At 68.8% G+C, this 23,975-nt stretch carries 13 protein-coding genes and 1 pseudogene; 9 read left to right on the top strand and 5 right to left on the bottom strand.

The annotated features are described in order from the left end of the window. A pseudogene (locus tag ACFVXN_RS12550) lies at positions 1–330 on the bottom strand (DDE-type integrase/transposase/recombinase); the annotation flags it as partial. A gap of 66 nt (positions 331–396) precedes the next feature. Between ACFVXN_RS12550 and ACFVXN_RS12545 the strand changes: the two are divergent. Continuing rightward, positions 397–2,754, top strand: coding sequence for a restriction endonuclease (locus tag ACFVXN_RS12545; RefSeq protein WP_389232554.1), 2,358 nt, complete (start codon positions 397–399; stop codon positions 2,752–2,754). A 638-nt stretch (positions 2,755–3,392) separates the two neighbouring features. Here ACFVXN_RS12545 and ACFVXN_RS12540 read toward each other — a convergent pair. Beyond that, positions 3,393–3,848, bottom strand: a complete 456-nt coding sequence (locus tag ACFVXN_RS12540; RefSeq protein WP_389232551.1) for a hypothetical protein — start codon at positions 3,846–3,848, stop codon at positions 3,393–3,395. A gap of 5 nt (positions 3,849–3,853) precedes the next feature. Further along, entirely contained in the window at positions 3,854–4,978 is a 1,125-nt protein-coding gene (locus ACFVXN_RS12535; RefSeq protein WP_389232548.1) for an acyltransferase family protein, read from the bottom strand. 417 nt (positions 4,979–5,395) lie between these two features. Here ACFVXN_RS12535 and ACFVXN_RS12530 point away from each other — a divergent pair, with 417 nt between their 5' ends. The 4 genes from ACFVXN_RS12530 to ACFVXN_RS12515 all read left to right on the top strand — a co-directional run bounded on the left by ACFVXN_RS12530 (position 5,396) and on the right by ACFVXN_RS12515 (position 13,074). Then, on the top strand, positions 5,396–8,914 hold the full coding sequence (locus ACFVXN_RS12530; RefSeq protein ID WP_389232545.1) for an RHS repeat domain-containing protein: 3,519 nt from the start codon (positions 5,396–5,398) through the stop codon (positions 8,912–8,914). A 721-nt stretch (positions 8,915–9,635) separates the two neighbouring features. Further along, positions 9,636–10,496: an RHS repeat-associated core domain-containing protein gene (locus ACFVXN_RS12525; RefSeq protein WP_389232634.1), complete on the top strand. Its 861-nt coding sequence runs from the start codon at positions 9,636–9,638 to the stop codon at positions 10,494–10,496. 834 nt (positions 10,497–11,330) lie between these two features. Then, on the top strand, positions 11,331–11,969 hold the full coding sequence (locus ACFVXN_RS12520; protein WP_389232631.1) for an RHS repeat-associated core domain-containing protein: 639 nt from the start codon (positions 11,331–11,333) through the stop codon (positions 11,967–11,969). A gap of 454 nt (positions 11,970–12,423) precedes the next feature. Further along, positions 12,424–13,074: an RHS repeat-associated core domain-containing protein gene (locus tag ACFVXN_RS12515; RefSeq protein ID WP_389232628.1), complete on the top strand. Its 651-nt coding sequence runs from the start codon at positions 12,424–12,426 to the stop codon at positions 13,072–13,074. 261 nt (positions 13,075–13,335) lie between these two features. On the opposite strand, the gene ACFVXN_RS12510 is transcribed toward ACFVXN_RS12515, so the two are convergent. Both ACFVXN_RS12510 and ACFVXN_RS12505 read right to left on the bottom strand, forming a co-directional pair. After that, entirely contained in the window at positions 13,336–13,656 is a 321-nt protein-coding gene (locus tag ACFVXN_RS12510; protein WP_389232542.1) for a DUF4913 domain-containing protein, read from the bottom strand. 56 nt (positions 13,657–13,712) lie between these two features. Beyond that, the gene (locus tag ACFVXN_RS12505) at positions 13,713–14,336 is read right to left on the bottom strand and encodes a hypothetical protein (RefSeq protein ID WP_389232539.1); all 624 of its coding nucleotides are present in this window, start codon (positions 14,334–14,336) and stop codon (positions 13,713–13,715) included. 783 nt (positions 14,337–15,119) lie between these two features. Between ACFVXN_RS12505 and ACFVXN_RS12500 the strand changes: the two genes are divergently transcribed. From ACFVXN_RS12500 to ACFVXN_RS12485, 4 genes are all read left to right on the top strand, one after another. Further along, a complete protein-coding gene (locus ACFVXN_RS12500) occupies positions 15,120–15,821 on the top strand; it encodes a hypothetical protein (protein ID WP_389232536.1) in 702 nt (233 codons plus the stop codon). Beyond that, positions 15,818–22,336 carry an RHS repeat-associated core domain-containing protein gene (locus ACFVXN_RS12495; RefSeq protein WP_389232533.1) on the top strand — a complete coding sequence of 2,173 codons (6,519 nt, stop codon included), beginning with the start codon at positions 15,818–15,820 and terminating at the stop codon, positions 22,334–22,336. Before ACFVXN_RS12500 ends, ACFVXN_RS12495 begins: the two co-directional genes overlap by 4 nt. Positions 22,337–22,386: 50 nt before the next feature. After that, positions 22,387–22,818, top strand: coding sequence for a hypothetical protein (locus ACFVXN_RS12490; RefSeq protein WP_389232530.1), 432 nt, complete (start codon positions 22,387–22,389; stop codon positions 22,816–22,818). 193 nt (positions 22,819–23,011) lie between these two features. Then, entirely contained in the window at positions 23,012–23,566 is a 555-nt protein-coding gene (locus tag ACFVXN_RS12485) for a hypothetical protein (protein ID WP_389232527.1), read from the top strand. The last annotated feature ends 409 nt before the right edge of the window (positions 23,567–23,975 follow it).

The following is a 23,975-nucleotide window of genomic DNA, read 5'->3' as shown; positions in this document are numbered from 1 at the left end:
GATCGGCCGCCCCGGTGATCGCATCGCCGGACGCAACGCCCGATCCGCCTGCTGCTGCCGTCGCGACATTCCACACCTCCGTGACCACAGGGGGGGGTGTTGCGACGACCGATTGATTTCGCCCTGGCTGCCCCTGTCGCTGTGGACGATGCAGCCAGCGACGTCACCGCCGCGGCGGGCGACCGCCGAGGCCAGGGCGTCGACCGCGAGGCGGGAGGTCATGCGGTCGCTGATCGAGTACCCCACGATCCGGTTCGAGTACACGTCCTTGATCGCGCACAGGTAGACCTTGCCCTCGGCGGTGGGGTGCTCGGTGATGTCGGTCAACCACCGTCTTCAAGAACGATCCTGCTGGATTTTCTGGTGGGCAACCGCTCCGGCTGCTAGCGTGCCGTCATGACAGACGGCGGGCTAGCAGCACTCTCACCGCACGATTTCGAAGTCCTGTGTCAGGACCTGCTAAACGCCGCGTGGGGCCTCTCTCTAGAGGGATTCACGAAAGGCCGCGATGGAGGAGTCGACCTCCGACTGCTGAAACCCGAAACCGGCCAGATTGATCTGGTGGTGCAATGCAAGCACTACCTGGCCACCGGCTACTCCGGTTTGAAGTCGCGAGTCAAGAACGAGGCCGATACGGCGGCTACCGTCGGGGCCTCCCGCTACGTGTTGGCCACGACAGTTTCGATGACACCCAAGCGGAAAGCCGAACTCGCGGCGATACTGGCAGATGCTGGCGCGAATTGCGCACCGTCTGACATCCTCGGCAAGGAGGACATACTTGCCCTCATTCGTGCACATCCGGAGGTCGAAAAAGCCCACTTCAAGTTATGGCTCAACAGCGCTGCAGTCCTCGAACGCCTCCTCCATAACGAGCTATACGTCCGATCTCAGGGCTACGTCGAAGAGCTTCGCTCAAACGCGGCCGTGTTCGTCCACAACAAGAGCGTCGCCCGAGCTCGCGAAATCCTCGACTCATCGCACACCGTCCTCATCTCGGGCCCGCCTGGCGTCGGCAAGACCACGCTCTCAGAGATTCTACTTCTGCAGGCCATGGCCGATGGATTCCAGGCGGTCGTAATCAGCTCTGATATAGACGAAGCGGACAGGCTTTACACGGCCGGGACGAAGCAGATATTCGTGTACGACGACTTTCTCGGGCGAACCACAGGTTTCGAGAAACTCGGCAAGAACGAGGACGACAGGCTCCTCAGATTCATCAAAAGGATCGAAAGTTCTCCCACTAAGCTGCTCTTACTAACCACCCGCGAGTACATACTCCAGCAAGCGCGGGTGGCCTTTGATCGCCTGAATAGCCCGAAGATGGAACTGAGCAAGTACGTGCTCGATGTGGGCGTCTACACGCGTCGAAACCGGGGGCACATCCTTTACAACCACGTTTTCTTCTCCGGCGTTGGTCCCGCCGCACGGGAGTCGCTGCGCCATGAGCGCAAGTACGCACGCCTCATCGATCACGCAAACTACAACCCTCGCCTCATCGGCGACGCGATATCTCTCTTTCAATCCAGCGGTCGGGCTGAGTCGGAGTTCGGCGACTATCTAGAGGAGGCTTTCGACAAGCCTACTGAACTCTGGAGGCATGTTTTCCGCCACCAGATCTCGCGCATGGCGAAGCGGATGCTCGCGATGCTGACGCTTATGGAACCACCCAGCCAAATCGCGTCGCTGGAAAGATCGCACGCGAGTTTCTCGATCGCGCTTAGGGACGACGAAGCGTTCGAGGAGACGATGCGTCAACTGGAAGGCAGCTCCGTCGACCTCCACATCGCGCCGTGGGGCACTATGGTCGACTTCTCAAATCCGGGCGTCCAGGATTCTGTGCTGTCGATCCTCCTGCCAGATCCAGTGATATTGCAGTCGGTCGTTGCTGCGAGCCACGACTTCAATCAACTCTTGCGGCTCTGGACGTACGCGAGCGAGCCGGAGCGTGGCGTCCCAGCGCATTTGTTCGCAGGGCCGCGCTCGCTTACAAGGACCGCTTCTTTTATGTTGCAGAACGCGGGTCGCAACAAGCAAGTGTTGCGGCCGACCCTTCGCGCCAGCGTCGTGGGGATCGGTGACTTGATCGTCGAACGACTGCTGTCGCTCACGGGTACTGGAATGCACGGCCAGTCCAGCCGAACGGAGCGACTAGGATTCGTTGTCGCCGTTACTCACGATCTAAACGCGAGGACAGCGACCCCAGACATCTCGAGCGCGTTACTGGCTGACTCAATCTCCTGGGAGCAGTGGGACAATAAGGGCGATGTCCTGGTGCTTTTAGAGCGAGTCGTATCTTTCCCTTCTTTCGACCCGAGCGTTCGAGAGACGCTGTTCTCGAGAGCGGAAGACTGGTTCTCCAAGTCGTTGGATCGGCCCCGGGACTTCGAATTTCTGGTCCAGTTGCATCGGCTCAGTCCGCTGCGGACCCAGGGATCGGACCCCGCTGACCTCACATCTGAGTTCACTGATTCGGTCGCTGGCGCACTCGAGACTTGGACGGACCTCGGTGACGCTGAGGAACTTCGCGGTTTCGTCGACGAGCTTGAAGAGGCGGCTCGTGCCGTGGGGATCGAACTGGACGACTTGGATGTCGATTGGGCCTACCAGCGAGATCAAATTGACGATCGAATCGCGGAGCTCGAGCGCGATGACTACGAGCCCGACGATGATCGTCGAGAAGAACGGGGATACCGCCCTCAGCTAGGAGACGACGACCGCTGGCTCGACGGACTCTTCGACACTATTTCGGAATGACAGAACGCCCATATCAGTTTCACGCGGGGGTCAGGGCGCTCAGCAGGTTTGACTTACCAGTCGCGGAGCGGGCATTTGGCACGGGTCTAGGCTCGATGCCCAGATTCGTCCATGATGACCTCCGTCATTATGGACGGGCCGTCGGAACGCACTCGCGTGGACACTCGTGAACTCGGACTCAGCGACCAGGAAGCCGCCGAGTACGGTGCGGCGGTCCAGGCCGACGGCGGTGTAGCCGGAGAGCGCACCAGGACGTTCATCGAGTTGTCCGCTCCGGCGCGATCACACTTGCAGCTGACGTCGCTGCGAACGTCGCCGCAACTGGCCTCCTCGAGCTCGTCGCCGGATCCTCGGGCTAGACGCCCGGCCTGTACACGACATCACCCCTAGCCTGTACACGGCAGCTGACCAGCGAAGACGTGCCGCCCTATCGGAGGGTTAGGCGAACAAGCCACACAGACTTGTTCGTCTGGAACGGGTCAAGCAGTTCGGGTAACCCCCGGTCGGAGTGTCTCCGGCCGGGGGTTCTTCGTTTGCGGGTGGATCTGCGGAATCCTGAGCGCGCTGGCGTGCCGTAGCGCTCGGGGGAAGGTGCCTGGGGCGCTGGCGGGGTGGACGCGACGTAGCCGGGCTCGTCGTCAGGGCGAGGCGACGTCCGCGAGCGTCACGGACGGGGGTAGGCCGTGCGGTGCGCTGGCGATCCGGTTGAAGGTCGAGCCACCGGGTGATCGTTGGAATGCCCCTGGACCCACCACGGTGAACGCCTCACTGGTTCCGCCGTCCTCGAGGTAGAGCACGTAGTGGAAGCCGGGGTGCAGGTCCAGGGGTTCGGCAGGGTCGAGAGCGACGTGGATCGGGTCGTCGCGTGGTGCGGCACCTTCGAGCGTCGAGGTCACGGAGAACTGGACGAGGGGTCGCTCGTCGGTGCCCGTGTGCCGTTGCGCCACCCCGGTGACGATCAGGGAGGCGTCGTCGGCCAGGGCCGTGAGCGTGTCGTACTCCTGCCATGATTCCGGGGGCGACGGTTCGGCGGTGGCTGCGCAGCCCGAGACCAGCAGCAGCCCGATGATGGATCCGAGTGCGCGACGTCGCACCGGGGTCATACCGGGATCGGTTCGGTCGTGGGGTCGGTGCGGGGCTGCCGCCGCTCCGCCGGCGCGACGGTGTGCGGGAACCGTCGTCGCCCGGCTCGGTGGCTCGGCATCTCCACGGCACGGAACAGCACCTCGGCGCCCAGGACGGTGATCGCCAGGGCGAGCGACCCGCCCAGGACGAGCTGGGTCGGTGTACCGCCGGGGAGTGCTGCCACGGCGGGGGCCAGGACGAGCAGGACGGGTTGGTGCAGCAGGTAGAAGCTGAACGAGCGGGCGCCGAACAGCTCGAGTGCGGTGCCGCCCAGGGTGTGCCCGATGGGCCCGGCGAGGAGCAGGACGGCGCTCGCGCCGGCGGCGGCCCACGTGATCCCGGTGACGACGCCGAGGTTCAGCGTCGAGGTGCTGAGCGCGACCAGCGTCGCGAGGGCGAACGTGATCAGCGACCGGCGGGTGGACCATGCGAGGCCCGCGCGGATCGCGACCGCGCAGGCCATGCCGGCGACGAACTGGTCGAGGCGCGCGGGCACGACCAGGTCCGACCCGAGCGGCGCCGGTCCGCCCAGCGCGCCCGTAAACCGCCACGCCAGGTCGAGGGCGACGGCGCCGACCAGGACCGGGACGATTCCCCAGCGTCGCCAGGCCAGGACCAGCAGGGGCAACAGCGCGTAGAGCTGGACCTCGAGGGCGACCGACCACAGGGACCCGTTGATGGTGCCGACCTCGCCCGGGACCCATGCCTGGCCGGTCATGAGGTGCAGGAGCACGTCGCTGAAAGACGCCTGCCGGGCCACCGTGAGGTGCCACGTCGCGGGCAGCAGCGCGAGGACCGCGGCGAGCGCGAGTGCGACGTAGTACGGCGGCAAGATCCGCCACGCGCGGCGGCCGTAGAACTGCGGCACCCGCAGCGCCCGCCGGTGTCCGGCCAGCGGCAGGGCGAGGCAGAAGCCGGAGATGACGATGAACACGTCGACGCCGTGCGCGCCGGCGGCGACGAGCTGCGGGACCTTGCCCGGCAGGTCGAGGAAGCCCCAGTACCCGCCGATGTGGCAGATGAACACCGCGATCGCGGCCAGGCCGCGCAGCGCGTCGACGCCCTTCACGCGCGTGCTCGTCGTCGTCAGGATCGTCACGTCGCCCCCTGGCGCTTTGACTTGCCGGCTGTCGTTGCTGGTCGCAGAGCACGCTGGCATAAATCGGACAAATCTGGCACTGGTCGGAGCATGTTCACCCAGATGGCTCCCCTGCGGGGATCCGTGCCCGCGGCGTGGGGGAGCATGACGCTCTCGGCCGCATTCGCGGCCCGGCTCACGACGGACGCTGGCGCGGAGCGCACCCTCGGTTACGCCGAACGGGTGACGCGCCCGTCGGCACTCTCGTGGCTCATACACCCGTTGGAGTGGTTCGGGTGAAACCGCCCACGCAGCCCGTGCTTGGCGGTTAGGAATGCCTTGGCGACCTGACTGCAGGGGGCAGGTGGGGGCCGCAATCTCAAGGGGGACCCGATGCGGGGTCGATTGCGTGCTGTGGTCGTTACGAGTGTCGCAGCGATGGTGGTCACGGCCCTGCCGGCCGCGGCCGCTGCGCCGGGAGCACCGAGCGGGCTGGGGTTCGAGCGGGCGGCAACGCACACACCGGTGCTCGCGGCGACGGTGTCGGACCCGGACGGCGGGAGCGTGGACGGGCAGTTCTTCGCCCGCCGAGCCGGTGCCGGCTCGTGGGACCTGGCCGACGGGACCCGGGTCGCCGTGGCCTCCGGATCGACCGCCCGGCTGACGCTGCCCGTGTTACCGGCAGGTCAGGACGTCGAGTGGCAGGTGGCCTCGTGCGACGCCTCGGCATGTTCGCCGGTCTCGGACCTGCGGGCTGACCAGGTGCAGCCGCTGATCGGTGCCGGCTCGCGCAAGGGTGCCACGACGGTGCCGTTCCAGGTGGGCGACCGGGTCAGCGCGGCGGTCGACGTCGCGACGGGCAACCTGCAGGTCACTGCGACAGGGCTGTCCGCCCCGGGTGTCACGGGTGATCTGCCGGTGGACCTGGCGTACAACTCGTTCGCGATCGGTGCCGGCACGATCCAGGACCAGCCGGTCTCGCCGTTCGGTCGCGGGTGGTTCGCCACTGCCGGGCACATCCTGTCCGCGCAGCCCGACGGTTCGGTGGTCTTCTACGCAGGGTCGGGCCAGGCGGCGACGTTCGTCCCGAACGGGACCGGCGGGTGGGCGCCTCCCGCGGGTATCACCGCCGACCTGGTCGCGGCGAGCGGTGGGGGGTGGACCCTGACCGACCACGGCTCGCAGCAGAAGTGGACGTTCGACGCCTCGGGGTTCCCGCAGGCGGTCGCCGACCGCAACTCCAACACCCACACCCTGGTCTACGGGCCTACAGGGTCGGGCATGCCCACGACCATCACCGCGACTCGCGGTGGCGCCGACCTGGACGTCGACCTGGCCTATGACGACCAGCAGGCGTACGAGATCGCGCAGGGCCCGGCGAACGACCGCCGCACCGTGCAGCTCGGTTACGACTCCGAGCGGCGACTGGAGGTCATCACCGACGCGCTCGGACGCGACACGACCTTCGAGTACGACGGCGCGCTGCTGACGAAGATCTCCGCGCCGGGTGTGCCGGCCACGGAGTTCACCTACGACGACCGCAACCGGGTCACGGCGGTGGCGCAGAACACCGGCGACTCCTGGACGCGGTTCGCGTACACCTCCGACACCGAGACCCTCGTGTCCGACCCCGAGCAGGACCAGTCCGGCTCCCCGGCCTCCGGGCCGCACACCACCTACACGCTGACCTCGGACCTGCAGGGCCAGGTCACCAAGGCCGTCGACGCCGAGGGCCGTGAGCGCGGGGCCACGTTCACCCCGAACATCGACCCGGCCACCCAGACGCAGGGCTCGGGCACCGGCGCCCAGACCACGACCTACAGCTATGACGCGAACGAGGGTGAGTCGCTGACCAACCTCGCGACCCAGGGCGGGGCGTCCTCCACCTGGGAGTACGGGAACACCTCGGCCGCCTCGAAGTACTCGCCGTCGGGGATGACCGACGACGCGGGCAACGCCTCGCTCTACACGTACAACGGCACGGGGAACCAGCTCACGTCGACCGACGCCCTGGCTGCCGAGGCCGCGCTGACGTACAACGCCGACGGCACGGTCGCCACCGCGACCGCCCCGGGCAACACTGGGAACGCCACGACCTACGGCTACGACGCGAACAAGCAGCTGACATCGGTCACCCCGCCGACCGGCACCAGCCTCGGTGTGCGGAACCTGACGTACGACCAGTACGGGCGCACCGCGACCGCGTCGAACGGCAACGGCGTCACGACCACGTACAGCTACGACGACATCGACCGGCTCACCGGCCTGGACTACTCGGGGACCACCGCGGCCCCCGACGTCGCGTACACCTACGACGCCGCAGGTCGGGTCGCCACACGCCTGGACGCCTCGGGCACGACCACGTACTCCTACGACTCGATGTCCCGGCTGACCTCGCGCGTGCACAGCGACGACGACGACCCGGTGACGTACACGTACGACAAGTCCTCGCGGCTGAAGACCACGACCGACGGTCGCGGGACGACCACCTACGTGTACGACGACTCCGGTGCGCAGACCGCCCAGTACACGACCGTCGGGACCGAGGAGAGCTGGACCCGGTTCGCGGTCGACGACAAGGGTCGACGCACCGACACGTGGATGACGACCAACCAGGACAACACCGCCTGGGCCGCGCACACCCACACCGACTACGACGCCAACGGGCGCATCACGGGCATCAAGGCCGAGTCCTCCGACTGGGGCACGAACACCACCCCGGTCATGGACGCCACGTTCTGCTACGTCGCCGGGACGACCGCCCCGACGTGCACCCCGTCGGCCGCGGACGACCGGTCGCTGATCCAGTGGCGCCGGGACAACCTCACCGGCCAGGTCTCGACCTACACCTACGACCAGGCCAACCGGCTGACTGCCGTGTCGATCTCCGCCGGCACTGACAGCAACGGCCCGATCGCCGCGCAGAGCTACACCTACACGTACGACTCCCGCGGTAACCGGCTGACCGCCACCAGCCCGGACGGCACCCAGACCCGTACCTACAACGCGGGCAACCAGACCACGAGCACCGGGTTCACCTACGACGCCGCGGGCAACCTCACCGCCAACCCCGAGCTGTCCGACATCACCTACACCGCCGGCGACCAGCTCGAGTCCGTCGACGACGGCGCCGGGATCTGGACGTACGAGTACGCCGGTGTCGGCAACGGCGAGCTCCTGGGCCAGAAGAACCCGAACGACCAGTACCTCTACCGGTACGGGTACGGGCGCACGAACGCGCTCGGCAAGCCGATCATCGAGCAGGTCCGCCACGCCGGGTCGCGTGCGTACCTCGAGCACGACGCCTCCGGGACGCCGATCATCATCCGGTCCGACACCGGGAACATCGACGACCAGTCCCTGTACATCTACGACAATCTCGGCTCACCCACGGCCCTGGTCACGCAGAACAACACCACCAACGACTCCTGGGAGTACGACCCCTACGGCGTCAGCGAGGTCGAGTCGACCAACGGGTCCGTCGCCGCGGACTACACCCCGTTCGGGTTCACCGGCGGCCTGAACGACCGCGTCACCGGCTGGACCCTGAACGGCGCCCGGTACTACGACCCCGCCGAGGGCCGCTGGACCCAGATGGACACCCTCGACGCACCCCTCGACCCGTCCAACGCCAACCGGTACGCCTACGCCGCCAACAACCCGGTCAACTACGTCGACCCCACCGGCCGATACGGAACCGCGGACCTGGTGGGTGACGTGGTAGGCGTCGGAGTCACGGCCCTCTTCACCGCCGTTGGCAGCGCGATCGGAGGACTCGGGGGAAGTGTCCCCGGGGCCGCGCTCGGCGGCACGATCGGCAGGGTCGCGGGTGGTTGCTTCGGTGGCTACCTTGGTGACTCGATCTCGAACATCTGGGGTGCGCGAGGGGCCTACGACTCCGGAAGTGGCCTGCGCGCGTGCGCCGCGGGCGCTCTCACCGCCGGAATCGCCGGCTAACGGCCCCCGTGATCACGAAACCGTCGGATGTGGGAGGGGGGCAGAAGTGAGCTGGTCAGCTGGTCTCATTGCGCTCGGACTGCTGCTCAAGATCGCACTGAGCCCGGTCGACGAGTCCCTGGGCACCTGGGCTGGCGGCGCGGCGGCCTTTGGTGGAGTCGTCATAGTCCCGTCGGTCATATGGCTCCGTTCGCGCCATCGAGAGGCGAGCGAAGGGCACGACATCTCAGGGTCGGGCGAGGATGACGTCAACCGGGAGAACTAAGCCCCGGGTTGTCATGCGAGCAGCATCGCGCTCGCTCGGAGGCGCCCACCGTCGAGGGCAGCCGACGCGAGCTGATCGGCACAGTGTGCGAGCACCTCCGGCCGGTACGGCTTGCACGGGTCATCGATCTGGCGAACCGACGGTTGCCCTGCGGGATCGGTGTAGGAGGAGCGCCCGTCTGGAGGATGGTCTGCCAAGTTCGTAGACCTGAGCCGGTAGACCTGGGATTCGGCCGGGCAACGCACCGTGGTGGGCTGCGGCGAGCCCGAGAGCGAGGAAGACCTCTGCCCTGTTCGTGTCCCCTCGTGCCAGTTCCGCTCGTCGACCTCCGCGGCTTCTCGGCCACCACCTGCGAGGCGGGCTGCGGGGGCTCCAAGAGCGTTCACGCACTCACCGCCAGAGTGCGATCTCCCGGGCGCCATGACAGGGGACTGCTGCAGGGCTGGTTGACACTCCATCTGTGGGACGAGGTCCCGCTGGAAGGATGTCGACGACGGCGCCGGGATCTGGACGTACGAGTACGCCGGTGTCGGCAACGGCGAGCTCCTGGGCCAGAAGAACCCGAACGACCAGTACCTGTACCGGTACGGGTACGGGCGCACCAACGGACTCGGCAAGCCGATCATCGAGCAGGTCCGCCACGCCGGGTCTCGTGCGTACCTCGAGCACGACGCCTCCGGGACGCCGATCATCATCCGGTCCGACACCGGGAACATCGACGACCAGTCCCTGTACATCTACGACAACCTCGGCTCACCCACCGCCCTGGTCACGCAGAACAACACCACGAACGACTCCTGGGAGTACGACCCCTACGGCGTCAGCGAGGTCGAGTCGACCAACGGGTCCGTCGCCGCGGACTACACCCCGTTCGGGTTCACCGGCGGCCTGAACGACCGCGTCACCGGCTGGACCCTGAACGGCGCCCGCTACTACGACCCCACCGAGGGCCGCTGGACCCAGATGGACACCCTCGACGCACCCCTCGACCCATCCAACGCCAACCGGTACGCCTACGCCGCCAACAACCCGAGCAACTACATCGACCCCACCGGGACGCTCATCGACTACATCGAGGGTGCGGGAATCCTTGGAGATCTCATCGGGGTCGGAGAAGCGGTCAACTCCTACGCAAGGGGAGACACATACAACGGCTCTGTCAAGGTGGCCTCGTTGGTCATCGGCGGCGTCGTCAGCGGCGTCTGTACGGGCTTGACCACGGCAGCAACCGGTGGCTGGCGGGTCGTCGCGGCGGGCGGCTGCCTCGCGGCGGGGACCGCCGCATCGTATGGTTTCGAGTCACTAGCATCGCGATGAGAAGAGAGTATTGTGAGTGAGCCCCCGAAGCGAACACGCGTATTTTTCTATATCCTCTTCCCGATTGCATTCCTCGCCTGCCTTTGGTTTCTGCTCACCACGGACAATCCGAGCCCACGCCTGATCATCGGCACGGTGGCGGGCGGAGCCGCGGTGGTCGGAACTCTAGTTCTACTGCTTCGCCGAAAGGACTGATCACACAAGTCGTGAATGTCCCGCGAACGGGCCAGCCATCGCGGCTTTCGGATTTTCGTCGCAGGTGTCGAAGATTTGGCTGTGCCAGGGTCGGCCTAGCGGGAACAACTGCCTCATTCGCCTGCTACGGTTTCGTGGCCCTCGCCTCGATCGCCACCAGCGGTGAACCGCATTTGCCACTGCAGCCTGTGCCAGCCTCGCCGCACCAGGACCGGTGCCGACCGCGTGTGCCGAGGGCTGGCAGCCGCGGCGGGGTGCGCTGGACTGACGTGACCGCGCGCCGAGAGGAACCGAACAGACGGATGCTCATGGTCGGTGGGATAGTCCTCATCGTGGCCGGGTCAATCGGCGTCATCGTCTTTCCCGGTGATCGAGCTGTCCGCTTCCCGGTTACCGGCGCTGCAATCGGGTGGTTCCTCATAGCGATGGGGATCGTTGTCACCGTAGTCAACTTCGTCAAGAGGGAGCGCCAGCCACCCCCGTCTGGCTGGCGCGCCTCGCAGATCAGGCGACCGTGCAGGTGGGCAGGGGCGGACTATGGCTCGGACCCGAGAACGCGCAGCGAACGATTTATAACGCACCTCTTGAAGCGATTTTAACCATTTTGGTTACAAGAGCACCAACGCGCTCGGCTCTCCGATCATCATCCGGTCCGACACCGGGAACATCGACGACCAGTCCCTGTACATCTACGACAACCTCGGCTCACCCACCGCCCTGGTCACGCAGAACAACACCACCAACGATTCCTGGGAGTACGACCCCTACGGTGTCAGCGAGTTCGAGTTGACCAACAGGTCCGTTGCCGCGGACTCCACCCCGTTCGGGTTCACCGGCGGCCTGAACGACCGCGTCACCGGCTGGACCCTGAACGGCGCCCGCTACTACGACCCCGGCGAGGGCCGGTGGACTCAGATGGACACCCTCGACGCGCCTCTCGACCCGTCCAACGGCAACCGCTACGCCTATGCCGCGAACAACCCCGTCAACTACGTCGATCCGACTGGCGAAGACAGTTTGTGGTCGGGACTCTTGGATACGACAGGGCGGGCTCTCGACGGTATCGGGATTGCGAGCGCTGTAGGTGCGTACGCCAGTGGTGACACGTACGGTGGGTCTGTCGAAGTTGCGTCGCTGGCGATTGGCGCAGTCGTTGGCGGGGCGTGTGCGGGCATCACCGCTGCCGCGACGGCGGGCGCGGGAGCTGTACTCGCCGCTGGAGGGTGCTTCGCGGCAGGCGAGCTCGCGAGCCTCGGTTTTGAAGCCCTAGCGAGTTGATTCTCTGAGACTGGAGGACTGGTGGCAGAGCAGCAAGTCAATAGACGGCCGCGAGGCATACAAGCTGTCATTTTTTTCGGAGTCTTCCCGATAGTCTTGATCGGCCTGATACTGTTCGCCTTCCAGGGCGTGGGCGACTATCGCACCTTCGCCGCAATCGTAGCTGCGGTTGCGGTTAATATCTACACTGCTGTGATGTGGTTTACCCGATGGCGAAAGGAGTGATGGTGGACATCCTCACGCCAGTCGTGATTGCTCTCGTCGTAGTGGCCGTATTTGTCGCCGTCCGGCGAAGCAGGCGAAAGCGCTAGAACCGTTCTCAAGGCAAGACGTGGAGCGGCGGCATTGGTGATCGATGCGATCGCGACCATCGATTCCAGAGGGCTGTCGAACTTACTAGCGTTCGGTCCGACATTAGCTCGCAGATTCGCGACGAGGAAATTCGGCGACGCCGATCATCGTCCGGTCCGACACCGGGAACATCGACGACCAGTCCCTGTACATCTACGACAACCTCGGCTCACCCACGGCCCTGGTCACGCAGAACAACACCACCAACGACTCCTGGGAGTACGACCCCTACGGCGTCAGCGAGGTCGAGTCGACCAACGGGTCCGTCGCGGCGGACTACACCCCGTTCGGGTTCACCGGCGGCCTGAACGACCGCGTCACCGGCTGGACCCTGAACGGCGCCCGCTACTACGACCCCGGCGAGGGCCGGTGGACTCAGATGGACACCCTCGACGCGCCTCTCGACCCGTCCAACGGCAACCGCTACGCCTACGCCGCGAACAACCCCGTCAATTACGTTGACCCCACGGGCCAGCTGGTGTCGGAGCTCGTCGGAGCGGTGGCAGGCAAGGTCGTGGCAACGCTCGGCGCCGCCGCTCTCTGCGCTGGCATCCCTGGCGTCGGTTGCGCTATCGCGGCTGGCATTGCGTATGGGGCGGTCGGCGGCGCGCTCGGATCTGGCCTTACGGCTACTCTGCAAGGGAAGAGCTCCACGCAGGTTCGGCGTGCGACCCTCGATGGCGCGGTAATCGGTGGTGTTACAGGCGGACTGAGTCCGCTCTCTCGCCTTATGCCGAAGGGGACTCAGTCATGACAAGCGTAACTCCCGGCCGCATGCTTCTGGTGTTGCTCCTTCTCGGCGCAGCCGGCTTGCTCACAGCCACCCTGGTGCAAGGCACGTTCTCATGGGTCATCGGCGTCGTCTGCTTGCTTGCTCTGGTAGCGGCGCTCGTTGCCTGGCGTGTGGAGAAGACGCGACGTTAGCCCGACGTCCGCTTCATCGCCTTGTCGCCGCCTGAACGCGGCAGTGCCTGGAGGAGGCCCCCAGGCACTGCCGCGCTTCGATGACCCCGGTTCAGGCGTTCGCGATCCTCTCGTCTTGGTACATGCCGTGCTGCGGCCCGTCGCTGGGCAGGACCTCGCGGGCGTCGCGGTGGCTGTCGGGCTTGCAGCCTTTGAGGGGGCCGTCGTAGGACAGCGGGATCGGCGTGTGGTGGTCCCGGTGGTCACGGAGCCACACGGACAGGCCCAGCGTCGGGTCAAGGCGCGGCTGCTCCCACGCGAGCCACAGCGGTTTCGGTCGTCGCCATCGCCAGCTTCTGACGGTAGTGGTCCGTCTCGTGCTCGGCGGGCGGGATGTCGCCGAGTTCGGCTCGTCTGATCGGGCGCTCCGCACCTCGACCCACTGCGTAGGAGACTTCCACAATCGGGGGCGGGCATTGTCCGGAGCACCTACCGGGCATCGCGTCCTCGTGCCTTGCTTGCGGCGGATGCCCAAGACAGAGTTGCGCGCGCCTCCTTGAGCTTCGGAGGGTTACCTTGGGTGCGAATCGCGTAGGTGATTCGGGCTCGCCCTGGTTTCAGAGTCGCGACGCCGGTGGTTGCGTCGAGTGCCGCGACGTGCGGCATCTGCTTCGCGTCAACGAGAGAGCCGGCCCACACGCCGGCGGTCGTTAGCTCGACGTCGATGCTCAGTCGCCAGTCGACGAAGCCACGGCTGGAGGACTTGGCATGTTCGACGGTGACGTCGTCCGCGAGGGCGTACGCGCCGGTGACTACGGCGTCGGGCACACCGGGTGGCGGTGTGAGGTCCAACTCGTGCAGCAGCCGACCTTCGAGGTCGTCGAGGAACTTGTCGACGTTCACCTGCGGAGGCTGCCGATCGGTCTGATCGGTCAGCCGGGCACGAGCTTCGCGGTACCGCGCCGCGTGTTCCGGGTTCTCCTGCTCCCACATGCGCGTCGCGACGCCGTACTTCACGCCTCGCTCGGCCTGGAGCGCCCGGATCGCGCGGTCCCGTGTCCGGTTGATGCTCATCGGACCTGCCGCCGGGTTTCCTGTGACGTCGCAGGACACTGCTGAACCTCGCTCATGAAGCCCACCTCGCATTGCCGTGCTGGATCGAAGATGAGGCGGCGTGTCCCGGCGTGAGCAGTGTTGCGCGAACACCGCACGGCAAGCAAGAGAAGGGGGGACAGCATCGGCGACGTGCCTGAACCCGAGCGGCGGCGGGCCGGTTCGTCCGAGGGTGCGTCCCTCGGCGCCGCAGCGGGTTCACTGGTCGCGGTACTCCAGGTATGACAACGAGAGCCCGTTCACAGCATCAGGGGTGCCTTGCGCTCGATCTGGTCACACGATTCCGCTGACGGTCTCGCGCGATTCCGGCAGCGAGACCGGCTTCTGGTCCCATCGTGCTCGGTCGAGACCCGGTGAACAACACCGCTGTCGTTCGGATCCACGGACGTTCCACCACGTCAGGACGTCGTGTGATCAGAACCGCGAAACGGTGAGATCGCAGGTCAGGGCACCGGACGTCGCTGCAGAGAGCCCGGAGTTACCGGACTCTCCCGCGTGTGATGCCGAAAGGCGTCGACGACAGCCCGAACCCTGATCAGGGTTCGGGCTGTCGTCATCTCCGCGGTGGTCCGTGGACGCCCCGACCACCTACCCAGGCAGGTCGGTGATCTGCCCCGGACCACCTCATTTCGCGCGATCTACCCCGTCTGAGGGGTCGCCGCACCACCTCATCGCCCGCGAGATCGGACCAGGTGGTCCGTTGAGTAGTGCCGATTCCGCCTTGCTTGTCGTCGACCGCTGCCCGTCCCGGGGCGTGGCGACCGACGAACGAGGGGGTCCGGCGTGGGTGCCGCGTGCCGCGTGCTGCTCGTCCTGCTGCTGGGCTGCGTGGGGACGGCGGGGGGTGCCGCCGTCGCGTCGGCCGCGCCGCCGCCCGCCGACCTGCGGTGCGCACCCGGTGACCGCTCGTGCGACGGCGACGGCGACCGGATCCCCGACGCGGTCGAGCAGGTGGTCTGCGGGTCGGTCACGTGCGCCACCGGGCACGAGGACGCGGACGCGGACGGCCTGCCGGACTGGGTCGAGGTGCTGGCGTCGGGCTCCACCACCGGCGCCGACCCGGGTGCGGACCGGGACGCCGACGGGATGCCGGACCACGCCGAGCTGCTGACCTGCGGCTCGACGGTGTGCGCGACGGGGCGCGAGGACGTCGACGGCGACGGCGTGCGCGACTGGGCGGAGGTCGTCATCTGCGGCGACACCACCTGCGCCACCGGGTCGGAGGACTACGACGGCGACGGGGTGCCGGACGCCGACCAGCTGCACGCGTGCGTCGTCTACGACCGCGGGTCGTGGTGGGGCGACCGGTGGGCGGGGCGCCTGGCACGGACCGGCGGCGACTGGTGGCCCGTCCTGCTCACCGCGCTGGGGTCGGTCGTCGGCGGGACCTGGCTGGTGCGCCGGGCGGGCCGGACGGTGACGACCGCGGCGCCCGCACCCGGCGGTGGACGCGGACCCGGCGGTGACGGCGGGGTCGCGCCGTGACGCCGCCCGGTCGGGGTCGCACCCTGCGGACGCTGCGCGCGTGCCGGGCGCTGCGCCGGGGCGTGGGGATCGCGGTCGCGGGGACGCTGCTGGTGTCGGTCGCCGGGCCGGTCGCCGCCGACGAGCGCCCCCGGCTGCTGCCCGATGCGGAGGTCGTCGAGCGCGCGCGGGCGTGGGCGGCGCAGCTCACCGGCACCGACCCGGACCCGGCCGCCACCACGGAGCCGCGGGACGCCCCGGCGCCCGACCCGCTCACCGGGGACCAGGCCGCGGCGGTGCTCGGCGACCTCACGCGGACCCTCACGCAACCCGCCCAGGGCCCGGACGGCACCGTGGTCGCCGGCGAGGGCGGGACCGTGGTCGCGGACGACCTCGGGGTGCGGGCGGAGTTCTCCGGGCACGAGGTGCCGGCCGACCTGGCGGTGCGAGTGGACGACCTCCCCGGCGCGCCCTCGGCCCGGTCCCGCGCGGGCGCCGACCCGGGGCTGCCGGCGGACGCGGTGCTGCTGGTCGACCCGTTCGAGGTCGTCGCGACCGACGGGGCCGGCGGTGTCGTCACGTCCTTCCCCGCCCGGTCGGCGGCGGTCGAGCCCCTGACGCCCGACGACCCGGGGACCGACGCGGACGTCGTGCCGGGGCTGCGGCTCGAGGTCGCCGTCGACGCGGCACGGGTGCGCGCGGCGGACGTCGACCGGGGCACCGTGCGCCTGTTCACCCGGGAGTCCGCGGCCGAGCCGTGGGTGCGGGTCGCGTCGTACCTCGACGCCGCGACGTCGACCGTGGTGGGCGAGCTCGACCACCTGTCGCAGTTCGTCGTCGTCGGCACCCCCAACGACCCGGAGCCGCGTCCGCGGATCGTGCTGGACCCGGACAACGACGTCGCGAGCGTCACCGCCCCGAACGGCGCGCACGTCACCGAGCTGCCGTACAACGTGCGCCTCGCGACCGGACTGCAGCAGCTCTTCGGGCAGGCGTGCCACGCGGACGTCGTGCTGACCCGCGACGGCAGCACGCCGACGGTGTCCCGGCAGCTGCGCGCGGGCGTCGCGGCCGCCGCCGACCCGGACCTGATGCTGACGATCGGGTTCAACTCGTTCGCCGGCGGCCCGGGCGGCAGCGAGGGCGGTGGCGGGTCGCGGGTGTACTTCCGCGGCGACCCGTTGTCGGTGGACGCGGGGATCCGCCTGCACCAGGAGCTGCCGGGGTACACGGGGCGGCCGTCCCTGGCGATCGACGTGCACCCGAGCCTGCCGTACGCGGACTACGCCGGCCTGCCCGGCGCCAAGGTGCACCTGGAGGCGCTGCACCTCAACCACAACTACGACTGGCCGGTCATCGACGGGGGCTTCGACCACCTGGTCAACGGGGTGTTCACGGGGCTCGGCAAGCACCTGGAGGGCCAGGGCTTCAACTGCACCGACTACTTCGGCGGCGGGTGGCCGGACCGGCCCAGCGCGGCCGACCTCGCCCGGTGGCGCCTGCTCGGGCACCTGAACTACCTCGTGTACGGCGCCGACCCGGTGTCGTTCTCCACGGGCAACCTGGTCGAGGACGAGCCGCTGTTCGCGCTGCCCGGCCCGGGCGGCACCGACACCGCCGTCACCCTCGTCCACAACTCCCAGGACGGCCGGCCCACCCGGGTCGGGGCGGGCTGGTCGTTCGACCTCGGCGGGCGCGCGCAGCGGTTCTCCGACGGCTCCGTGCTGGTCGTGCGCGGCGACGGCGCCTCGTTCGTCCACGAGCCCGACGGTTCCGGCGGGTTCACGGCCGACCCGGGCGACCCGGCCGTGCTGCGCGAGGTCGCCGGCGGCATGCTCGAGCAGACCGACGCCGACGGCACCCGCCGCGTCTACGACACGAGCGACCTCGAGGGGATCGGCGAGCTCGTCTCCGTCACCGACCGGGCCGGGAACGTCACGACCCTCACGTACGGGGTGCCGGACAGCGACGACGCGTTCGTGCCGCTGACCGCGATCACCGACGCCGCGGGGCAGCGGATCGACGTCACGAACGACGCCGCGGGGCGAGTCGCCGCGTTCACCCTCCCCGACGGCCGCGTCTGGGGCCTGTCCTACGACGGCGCCGGCGACCTCACGACGATCACCGGCCCCGACGGACGCACGCGGTCGTTCACCTACGACGGCGCGCACCGGATGGTGACGGCGACCGACCCCGCGGGCGTGCGCTACCTGCACAACGTCTACGACGGCGCGGGCCGGGTCGTCGAGCAGCGCGACGCGCAGGACAACCTCCGGACCTGGGCCTACGCGGACGCTCCCGACGCGGACGGGCTGCGGCACGTCGTCTACACCGACAACGAGGGCAACCCGTCGACGTACTGGTTCGACGCCCGCTACCGGGTGGTGCGCACGCAGGACACCGCCGGCCAGGTGGAGCGGTTCGCCTACGACGGCGCGGACCGCGTCACCCGGTTCACCGACGGCGAGGGCCGCGTGACGCGGTACACCTACGACGCCCGCGGCGAGGTGGCGACGCGGACCGGGCCGGACGGCGCGGTCACCGCGTACACGCACGACGGCGCCGGGGGTCTCACCTCGGTCACCGAGCCCGGCGGCGCGGACGGCGGCACCCGCAGCACCACGTGGGCGCTGTCCCCGCGCGGCCTGGTCGACGCGGTCGTCTTCGCGGACGGCACGACCGCCACGGCGACGTACGACGCGGCCGGGGACGTGCTCACCGAGACCGCCCCGGCGGGCGGCACCCGCGGCTACGCGTACGACGGCCGGGGCAACGTCGTGACCTCGACCGACCCGACCGGCGCGGTCACCGCGTACGCGTACGACGCGGCCAACCGCCTGACCGCCGTCACCGACCCGGCCGGGTCGACCACGGCGTACGCCTGGGACGACGGCGACCGCCTGGTGGCGCAGACCCAGCCGGACGGCGGCGTCGTGCGGATCGAGTACGACGCGAACGACCACCCGACGTCGGTCACCGACCCGGACGGAGCGGTCACCCGTTACGCCTGGGACGCGATGTTCCGCCTCACGTCCGTCACGGACCCGGAGGGCGGCGTCACCACGTACGCGTACAACCGCGAGGACGCCCTCGTGCAGCGCACCGACCCCGAGGGCGGGGTCGTCACCTACGAGCTCGACGACGCGTACCGGCCCGTGACCGTGCGGGACCCGGTCGGCGGCGCGTGGCGCGTCGCCTACGACGCGACGGGCGCGGTCGTCGCCGAGACCAGCCCGGAGGGCGGCACCACGACGTCGACCTACGACGCCGCGGGCCGCCTGGAGTCGGTCTCCGACCCGGCCGGCGGGACCACCGCCTACGCCTACGACGCCGCCGGCCGGCTGGTCGCCGAGGTGGACCCGGTCGGCGCCACCACGACCTACGCGTACGACGCCGTGGACCAGCTCGTCGCGGTGACCGACCCCGTCGGGGAGGTCACCGGGTACGCGTACGACGCCGTGGGGAACCTGACCGGGGTCACCGACCGGCGCGGGCAGACCTGGACGCGCGAGCACGACCGGTCCGGCCGGGTCGTCGCCCTGACCGACCCGCTCGGCGCGCGCACCGCGTACGCGTACGACGCCGCGGGCCGGGTGGCCGCCGTCACCGACCCGCTCGGCGCGGTGACGGGCTTCTCGCACGACGCGGCCGGCCGGGTCGTCGCGGTCACGGACCCGCTGGGGGACGTGAGCACGACCGCGTACGACCTCGCCGGGCGCGTCGTGGCCGCGACCGACCCGCTCGGGGCGGTCACCGCGTACGGCTACGACCTCGCCGGGCGCCTGACCTCGGTCACCGACCCCACCGGAGCCGTCGACCGGTACGGCTACGACGCGGCCGGCCGCCAGACCAGCACCACCGACCCGCTCGGCACCGCGACCCGGTACGCGTACGACGCCGCGGGGCAGCTCGTGGAGGTGGTCGAGGGCGCGGGCACCGACCTGGCGGCCACCACCGCGTACGCCTACGACGGGGACGGCCGGCTCGCCGGGATCACGGACGCGCGCGGCGGCGTGTCGTCGTTCGCGTACGACCCGGCGGGTCGGGTGGTCCGCGAGACCGACCAGGTGGGGTCGGTCACGACCGCCCGCTACGACGCCGCCGGCCGGGTCACGCGGACGCGGGCGGCGGACGGCCGGGTCACCGGCTACTCCTACGACCCCCGCGGCGACCTGGTCCGCACCCGGTACGCCGACGGCAGCACCGTCGAGCTCACGTACGACGCCGGCGGCCTGCCCATCGCCATGACCGACGCCACGGGCGCGACCGCGTGGGCCTACGACGCGGCCGGTCGGCTCGTCCGGCAGACCGACGCCGCCGAGCAGACGCTCGCGTACGACTACGACGACGCCGGGCAGGTGGTCGGCCTGACGCTCCCGTCGGGCGACACCGTGGCCTCGACGTACGACCTCGCCGGCAGGCTCGTCGCCCAGCACACGCCGTGGGGCGACCTCGACCACGCCTGGGACGCCTCGGGCCGGCTGACCGGCACCACCCGCACGGAGGCCGACGGGGCACCGGGCGTGGCGTCCACGTTCGCCTACGACCCGGCGGGGCGCCTCACCACGCTCGCGCACCTGACGCCCGTGGTCCCCGACGCGCCCCGGCCCGCGGCTGCGGTCACCGCGTCGGAGCCCGCGCCGGTCGCGTCCGCTGGGGCGCCCGCCACCTGCACCTCCGCGTCCGCCTACCTGACCGGCCGGACGATCCCGGAGTCCGGGGCGGGCACCCGGTGCCGCGCCGCCGCCGACTACCTCGGCGCCCGCACCCTGCCGACCCCCGACCCGGTCGCCGCCCACGGCGAGGGCGTCCGCCTGGACTACGCCTACGACCCCGCGTCGAACGTCACCGCCCGTACCCGCACCACCGGCGACGTGTCCGCCGCGACCGAGCCTGCCGCGGCGCTCGCGGCCCCGGCCGCCGCCCACCGGACGACGTACGCCTACGACGCGCTGTCCCGGCTGACCGGGTCGAGCAGCACCGACGGCGCCACCGCCACGTACGCGTACGACGCGACGGGCAACCGGACCGACCGGTCGAGCGCCACCCGGGACGGCACGAGCAGCTGGGCGGCTACCTACGACGCGGCGCACCGCCTGGTCGCCGCCGACGTCACCCGCGACGACGCCACGGCGCACGTCGCGTACGCCGTCGACGCGAACGGCGCCCGCCGGTCCGCCACCGCCACCGGGGACCCGGCGCTCGCCTCCGAGCTCCGGATGACCGCCGACTACGACGCCGCCGGCCGGATCCGCTCCTACGCGACCGACGACGCCACGACGACCACCACCCGCGACGGCCTGGGCCGTGCCGTCGGCACCGCGACGCAGACCGCGACCGGCACCGTCTCGACGTCCTGGGCGTACGACGGCCTCACGGCTGTGGCGGGCCGGTCCGGCGGCGACACGATCGCGCTGGTCCGCGACCAGCTCGGGACCCTCGCGCTCCAGGCGGACGACCGCCTGACGGGCACCCTCGACGGATCGGTGCGCTGGGGCCTGGTCGACGCGCTCGGGTCGGTGATCGCGCAGGCGTCCGGCGCCGGTGGCACGGCGGCGATCACCCAGGAGGTGACGTACGACGACCTCGGGGCGGCGACCGCGCGTACGGACGGGTGGGCGTCCGACGTCGGGTACTCCGGGGAGCTCAGCGACCTGGCGACCGGGACGGTCGGGTACCACCAGCGGCTCTACGACCCGGTGTCCGGGACGTGGGCCACGCGGGATGCGTGGCGCGGGCTGCTCACGGCGCCGGCGACGTTGAACGGGTTCGCGTTCCTGACCGGGAACCCGGTCTCGCAGATCGACGTGCTCGGGTTCGCGGGGATGCTGATCGACGGGCAGTGGGGCAGCGTCCAGGCGTACAAGAAGGCGCAGTCGGTGCAGAAGGCGGTTTCTCCGCGGTCTACGAGCGCCTCCGCGTCTGGCCGCAAAACGGTGTCGAGTTTGCAAGCCGGGTCAATGGGGCAACGGTGCTCGTACACGGGTGGGTACACGGGTTGCAGCGCGCCCTCGATCGCTAGCCCGACCGCTCGCACATCGGACCGACATTCCGGTGATCGTATCGATCGATTCCATGACTGGGCGCGAAGATTCAGTGACGAGGAACCCGCCGTGGCTGGACTCGTCGGAATCGTCGATTACGTCAAGTGTCTCGACGGTTCAACCGCAGCGTGTACCTGGCAGGCTGTCAGTGCACTCTCGGTGGCGAGTCTCGGATTTGGGCGTGTGGCAACGGGCGGCGTGCGCGCCGCGGTAGCAGGTGGTTCTGCGACACGATTGTCACTTCCGGTACTTTCTGTCTCATCAAAGCAAATTGGAAAGAAGTGGGGCAAGCATGCGAGTGACTACGCTCGGTCAGCGAATGACCCCATCGCGCGGGCGTGGTACGAGAGCCGAATTCAGCAGGTGTACCGGGCGCCCGACGAGATTCGGAGGGGGCCGTGGGGTCCTAATGGGGGCGGCGGTGCTGACTATCTGTTCTATCGTCAGGGCGAGGACATCCTCATCATGAAGCCTGACGGCTCGTTCGTCTAGCTGTTCCCCGGGGCGGGTAACAGCTGGTTCCAAGGAGCGAAGGTAATTCCATGAGTTGGGCTGAGATTGCGCGAATGTCCGGGCTCAGTTGCGCGCGCGTGTTTCGCGCGCAGTACGAGTTCGTCGAGGAGTCGCCTCCGGGCATCGAAGACGACACGTCGCCCGACGGCGCACTGCAGATTACATGGGGTGACGATTCAAGCACGGTGTTCGATGTTAATTCCGACTGGACGCTCTCGGTCGAACGTGGACCGTGGGTAAACCCGCTAGCAGGTGCAGACCCCGATATTTTCGGACGGTGGAGCCTGACTGAGATCGAATCACCAGAACCTTTGGCGATCGCGATCGGAGCAGTGGCGCTTGAGGTGTCCACTGGAATCAACGAAATGAAGGAACTCGTGGGGATAGAGATCCGATTCGCTCGATGCCTCGTGAGAATCGATTCCTGGGCTGGAGAGCTGCGGTGTTCGGTCGAAACGTGAACGCGGCATGTCGGGGCCGTCTGGGGTTCGCGGGGATGCTGATCGACGGGCAGTGGGGGCATTTTCGTGGGTACGGGAGCGGCGATCGGGTCCGGCTTTCGTGGTGCGGAGTCGCTCGCCACATCACTCCGGGGCAAGCCCGGTGGGTCGACGGCGTAGGGGGTGTCCCGACATTGACGCGCACCGCCTCTCAGTGGTGCTGAAAGCAGGAGAGATGTTGTTCAGGATTTCGGAGTCAACGCGCTTCGTGGGTGTCGTGGTCCTCGTCATGGCCGCGGTCTCCGCCACGATGGTCGCCGATCCGCGCCTCGAGTTCGGGGCTCGCATGTTCGCCGTGGTGATCGCACAGCTTGGAGTGCTGGCGTGGTTCTCCGTGGCTGGGTCGTGGATCTACGCGAGCCCTACCGCTCTTGAGAGCAGGAACCTCGTGTTCGAGTGGCGGATCGAATGGGCTGCCGTTGCTGCGATCGAGGCTGCCGATCGCGTCGTCGTCCACGACCGATTTGGAGGACGTCACCGGCTCTACGCCGTCCAGCGAGCCACCATCGAGGCGAGTGGTGCCGCAGAGCCCCGTGTTGATCGAGTGGTCCAGGAGCTTCGCGGCGCTCTGGATCTCTTCGGGGCGAGAGGTGAGCATCCGCCGGGTCCGGTCCACCGCCGGCTGATTCGACCGACTCGTGTCGAGCTCGTCGCGCTCGTCGGCGTGGTCCCGCTGGGTGTTCTCGTCGGGGGGTACGTGCATGGGTGATCGCGCGCACGTGACGGCTCCGAGTGTCCCGATGGTGGTGTCCCTCAGGGTCCACGCGGAACGAACCACCGTGTGATGCCTCATTCGGATCGAGGTTCCTTTGGAGGGTGATGTGTTCAAGGCAGCATGCGCCGCGGGTTTCTTCGTCAGCGGGGCCGCAGGTGCGATCGGGGCGTACGCGGGAAACCCGCGAGGGGCAGTTGGGTTGATCTGCGCGGGTCTGATGGGCTTCGTGTGGGGAACTCTCTTTGCCCAGGTTGCCAAGGAACAGCCAGGTCGGAATGGGAAGCCGCCCCGAAAGGAAGCGTTCCGCGCTTATGCGACGGTCCTCACCAGCCTGACGCTTTCGGTGGTGGCTTTCGTTGCAGGTTCGACCCTCGGAGGGGCGCTGGCGCTGTGCCTGGGATTG

Source organism: Cellulomonas sp. NPDC058312, from assembly GCF_042880135.1.
Lineage (GTDB): Bacteria > Actinomycetota > Actinomycetes > Actinomycetales > Cellulomonadaceae > Cellulomonas.
This window is presented reverse-complemented; position numbering and strand designations above follow the sequence as displayed.

Coding starts and splice junctions, on each gene's coding strand:
- ACFVXN_RS12545 (WP_389232554.1), top strand. CDS start 397: ATGACAGACGGCGGGCTAGCAGCACTCTCACCGCACGATTTCGAAGTC.
- ACFVXN_RS12530 (WP_389232545.1), top strand. CDS start 5,396: ATGGTGGTCACGGCCCTGCCGGCCGCGGCCGCTGCGCCGGGAGCACCG.
- ACFVXN_RS12490 (WP_389232530.1), top strand. CDS start 22,387: ATGAGTTGGGCTGAGATTGCGCGAATGTCCGGGCTCAGTTGCGCGCGC.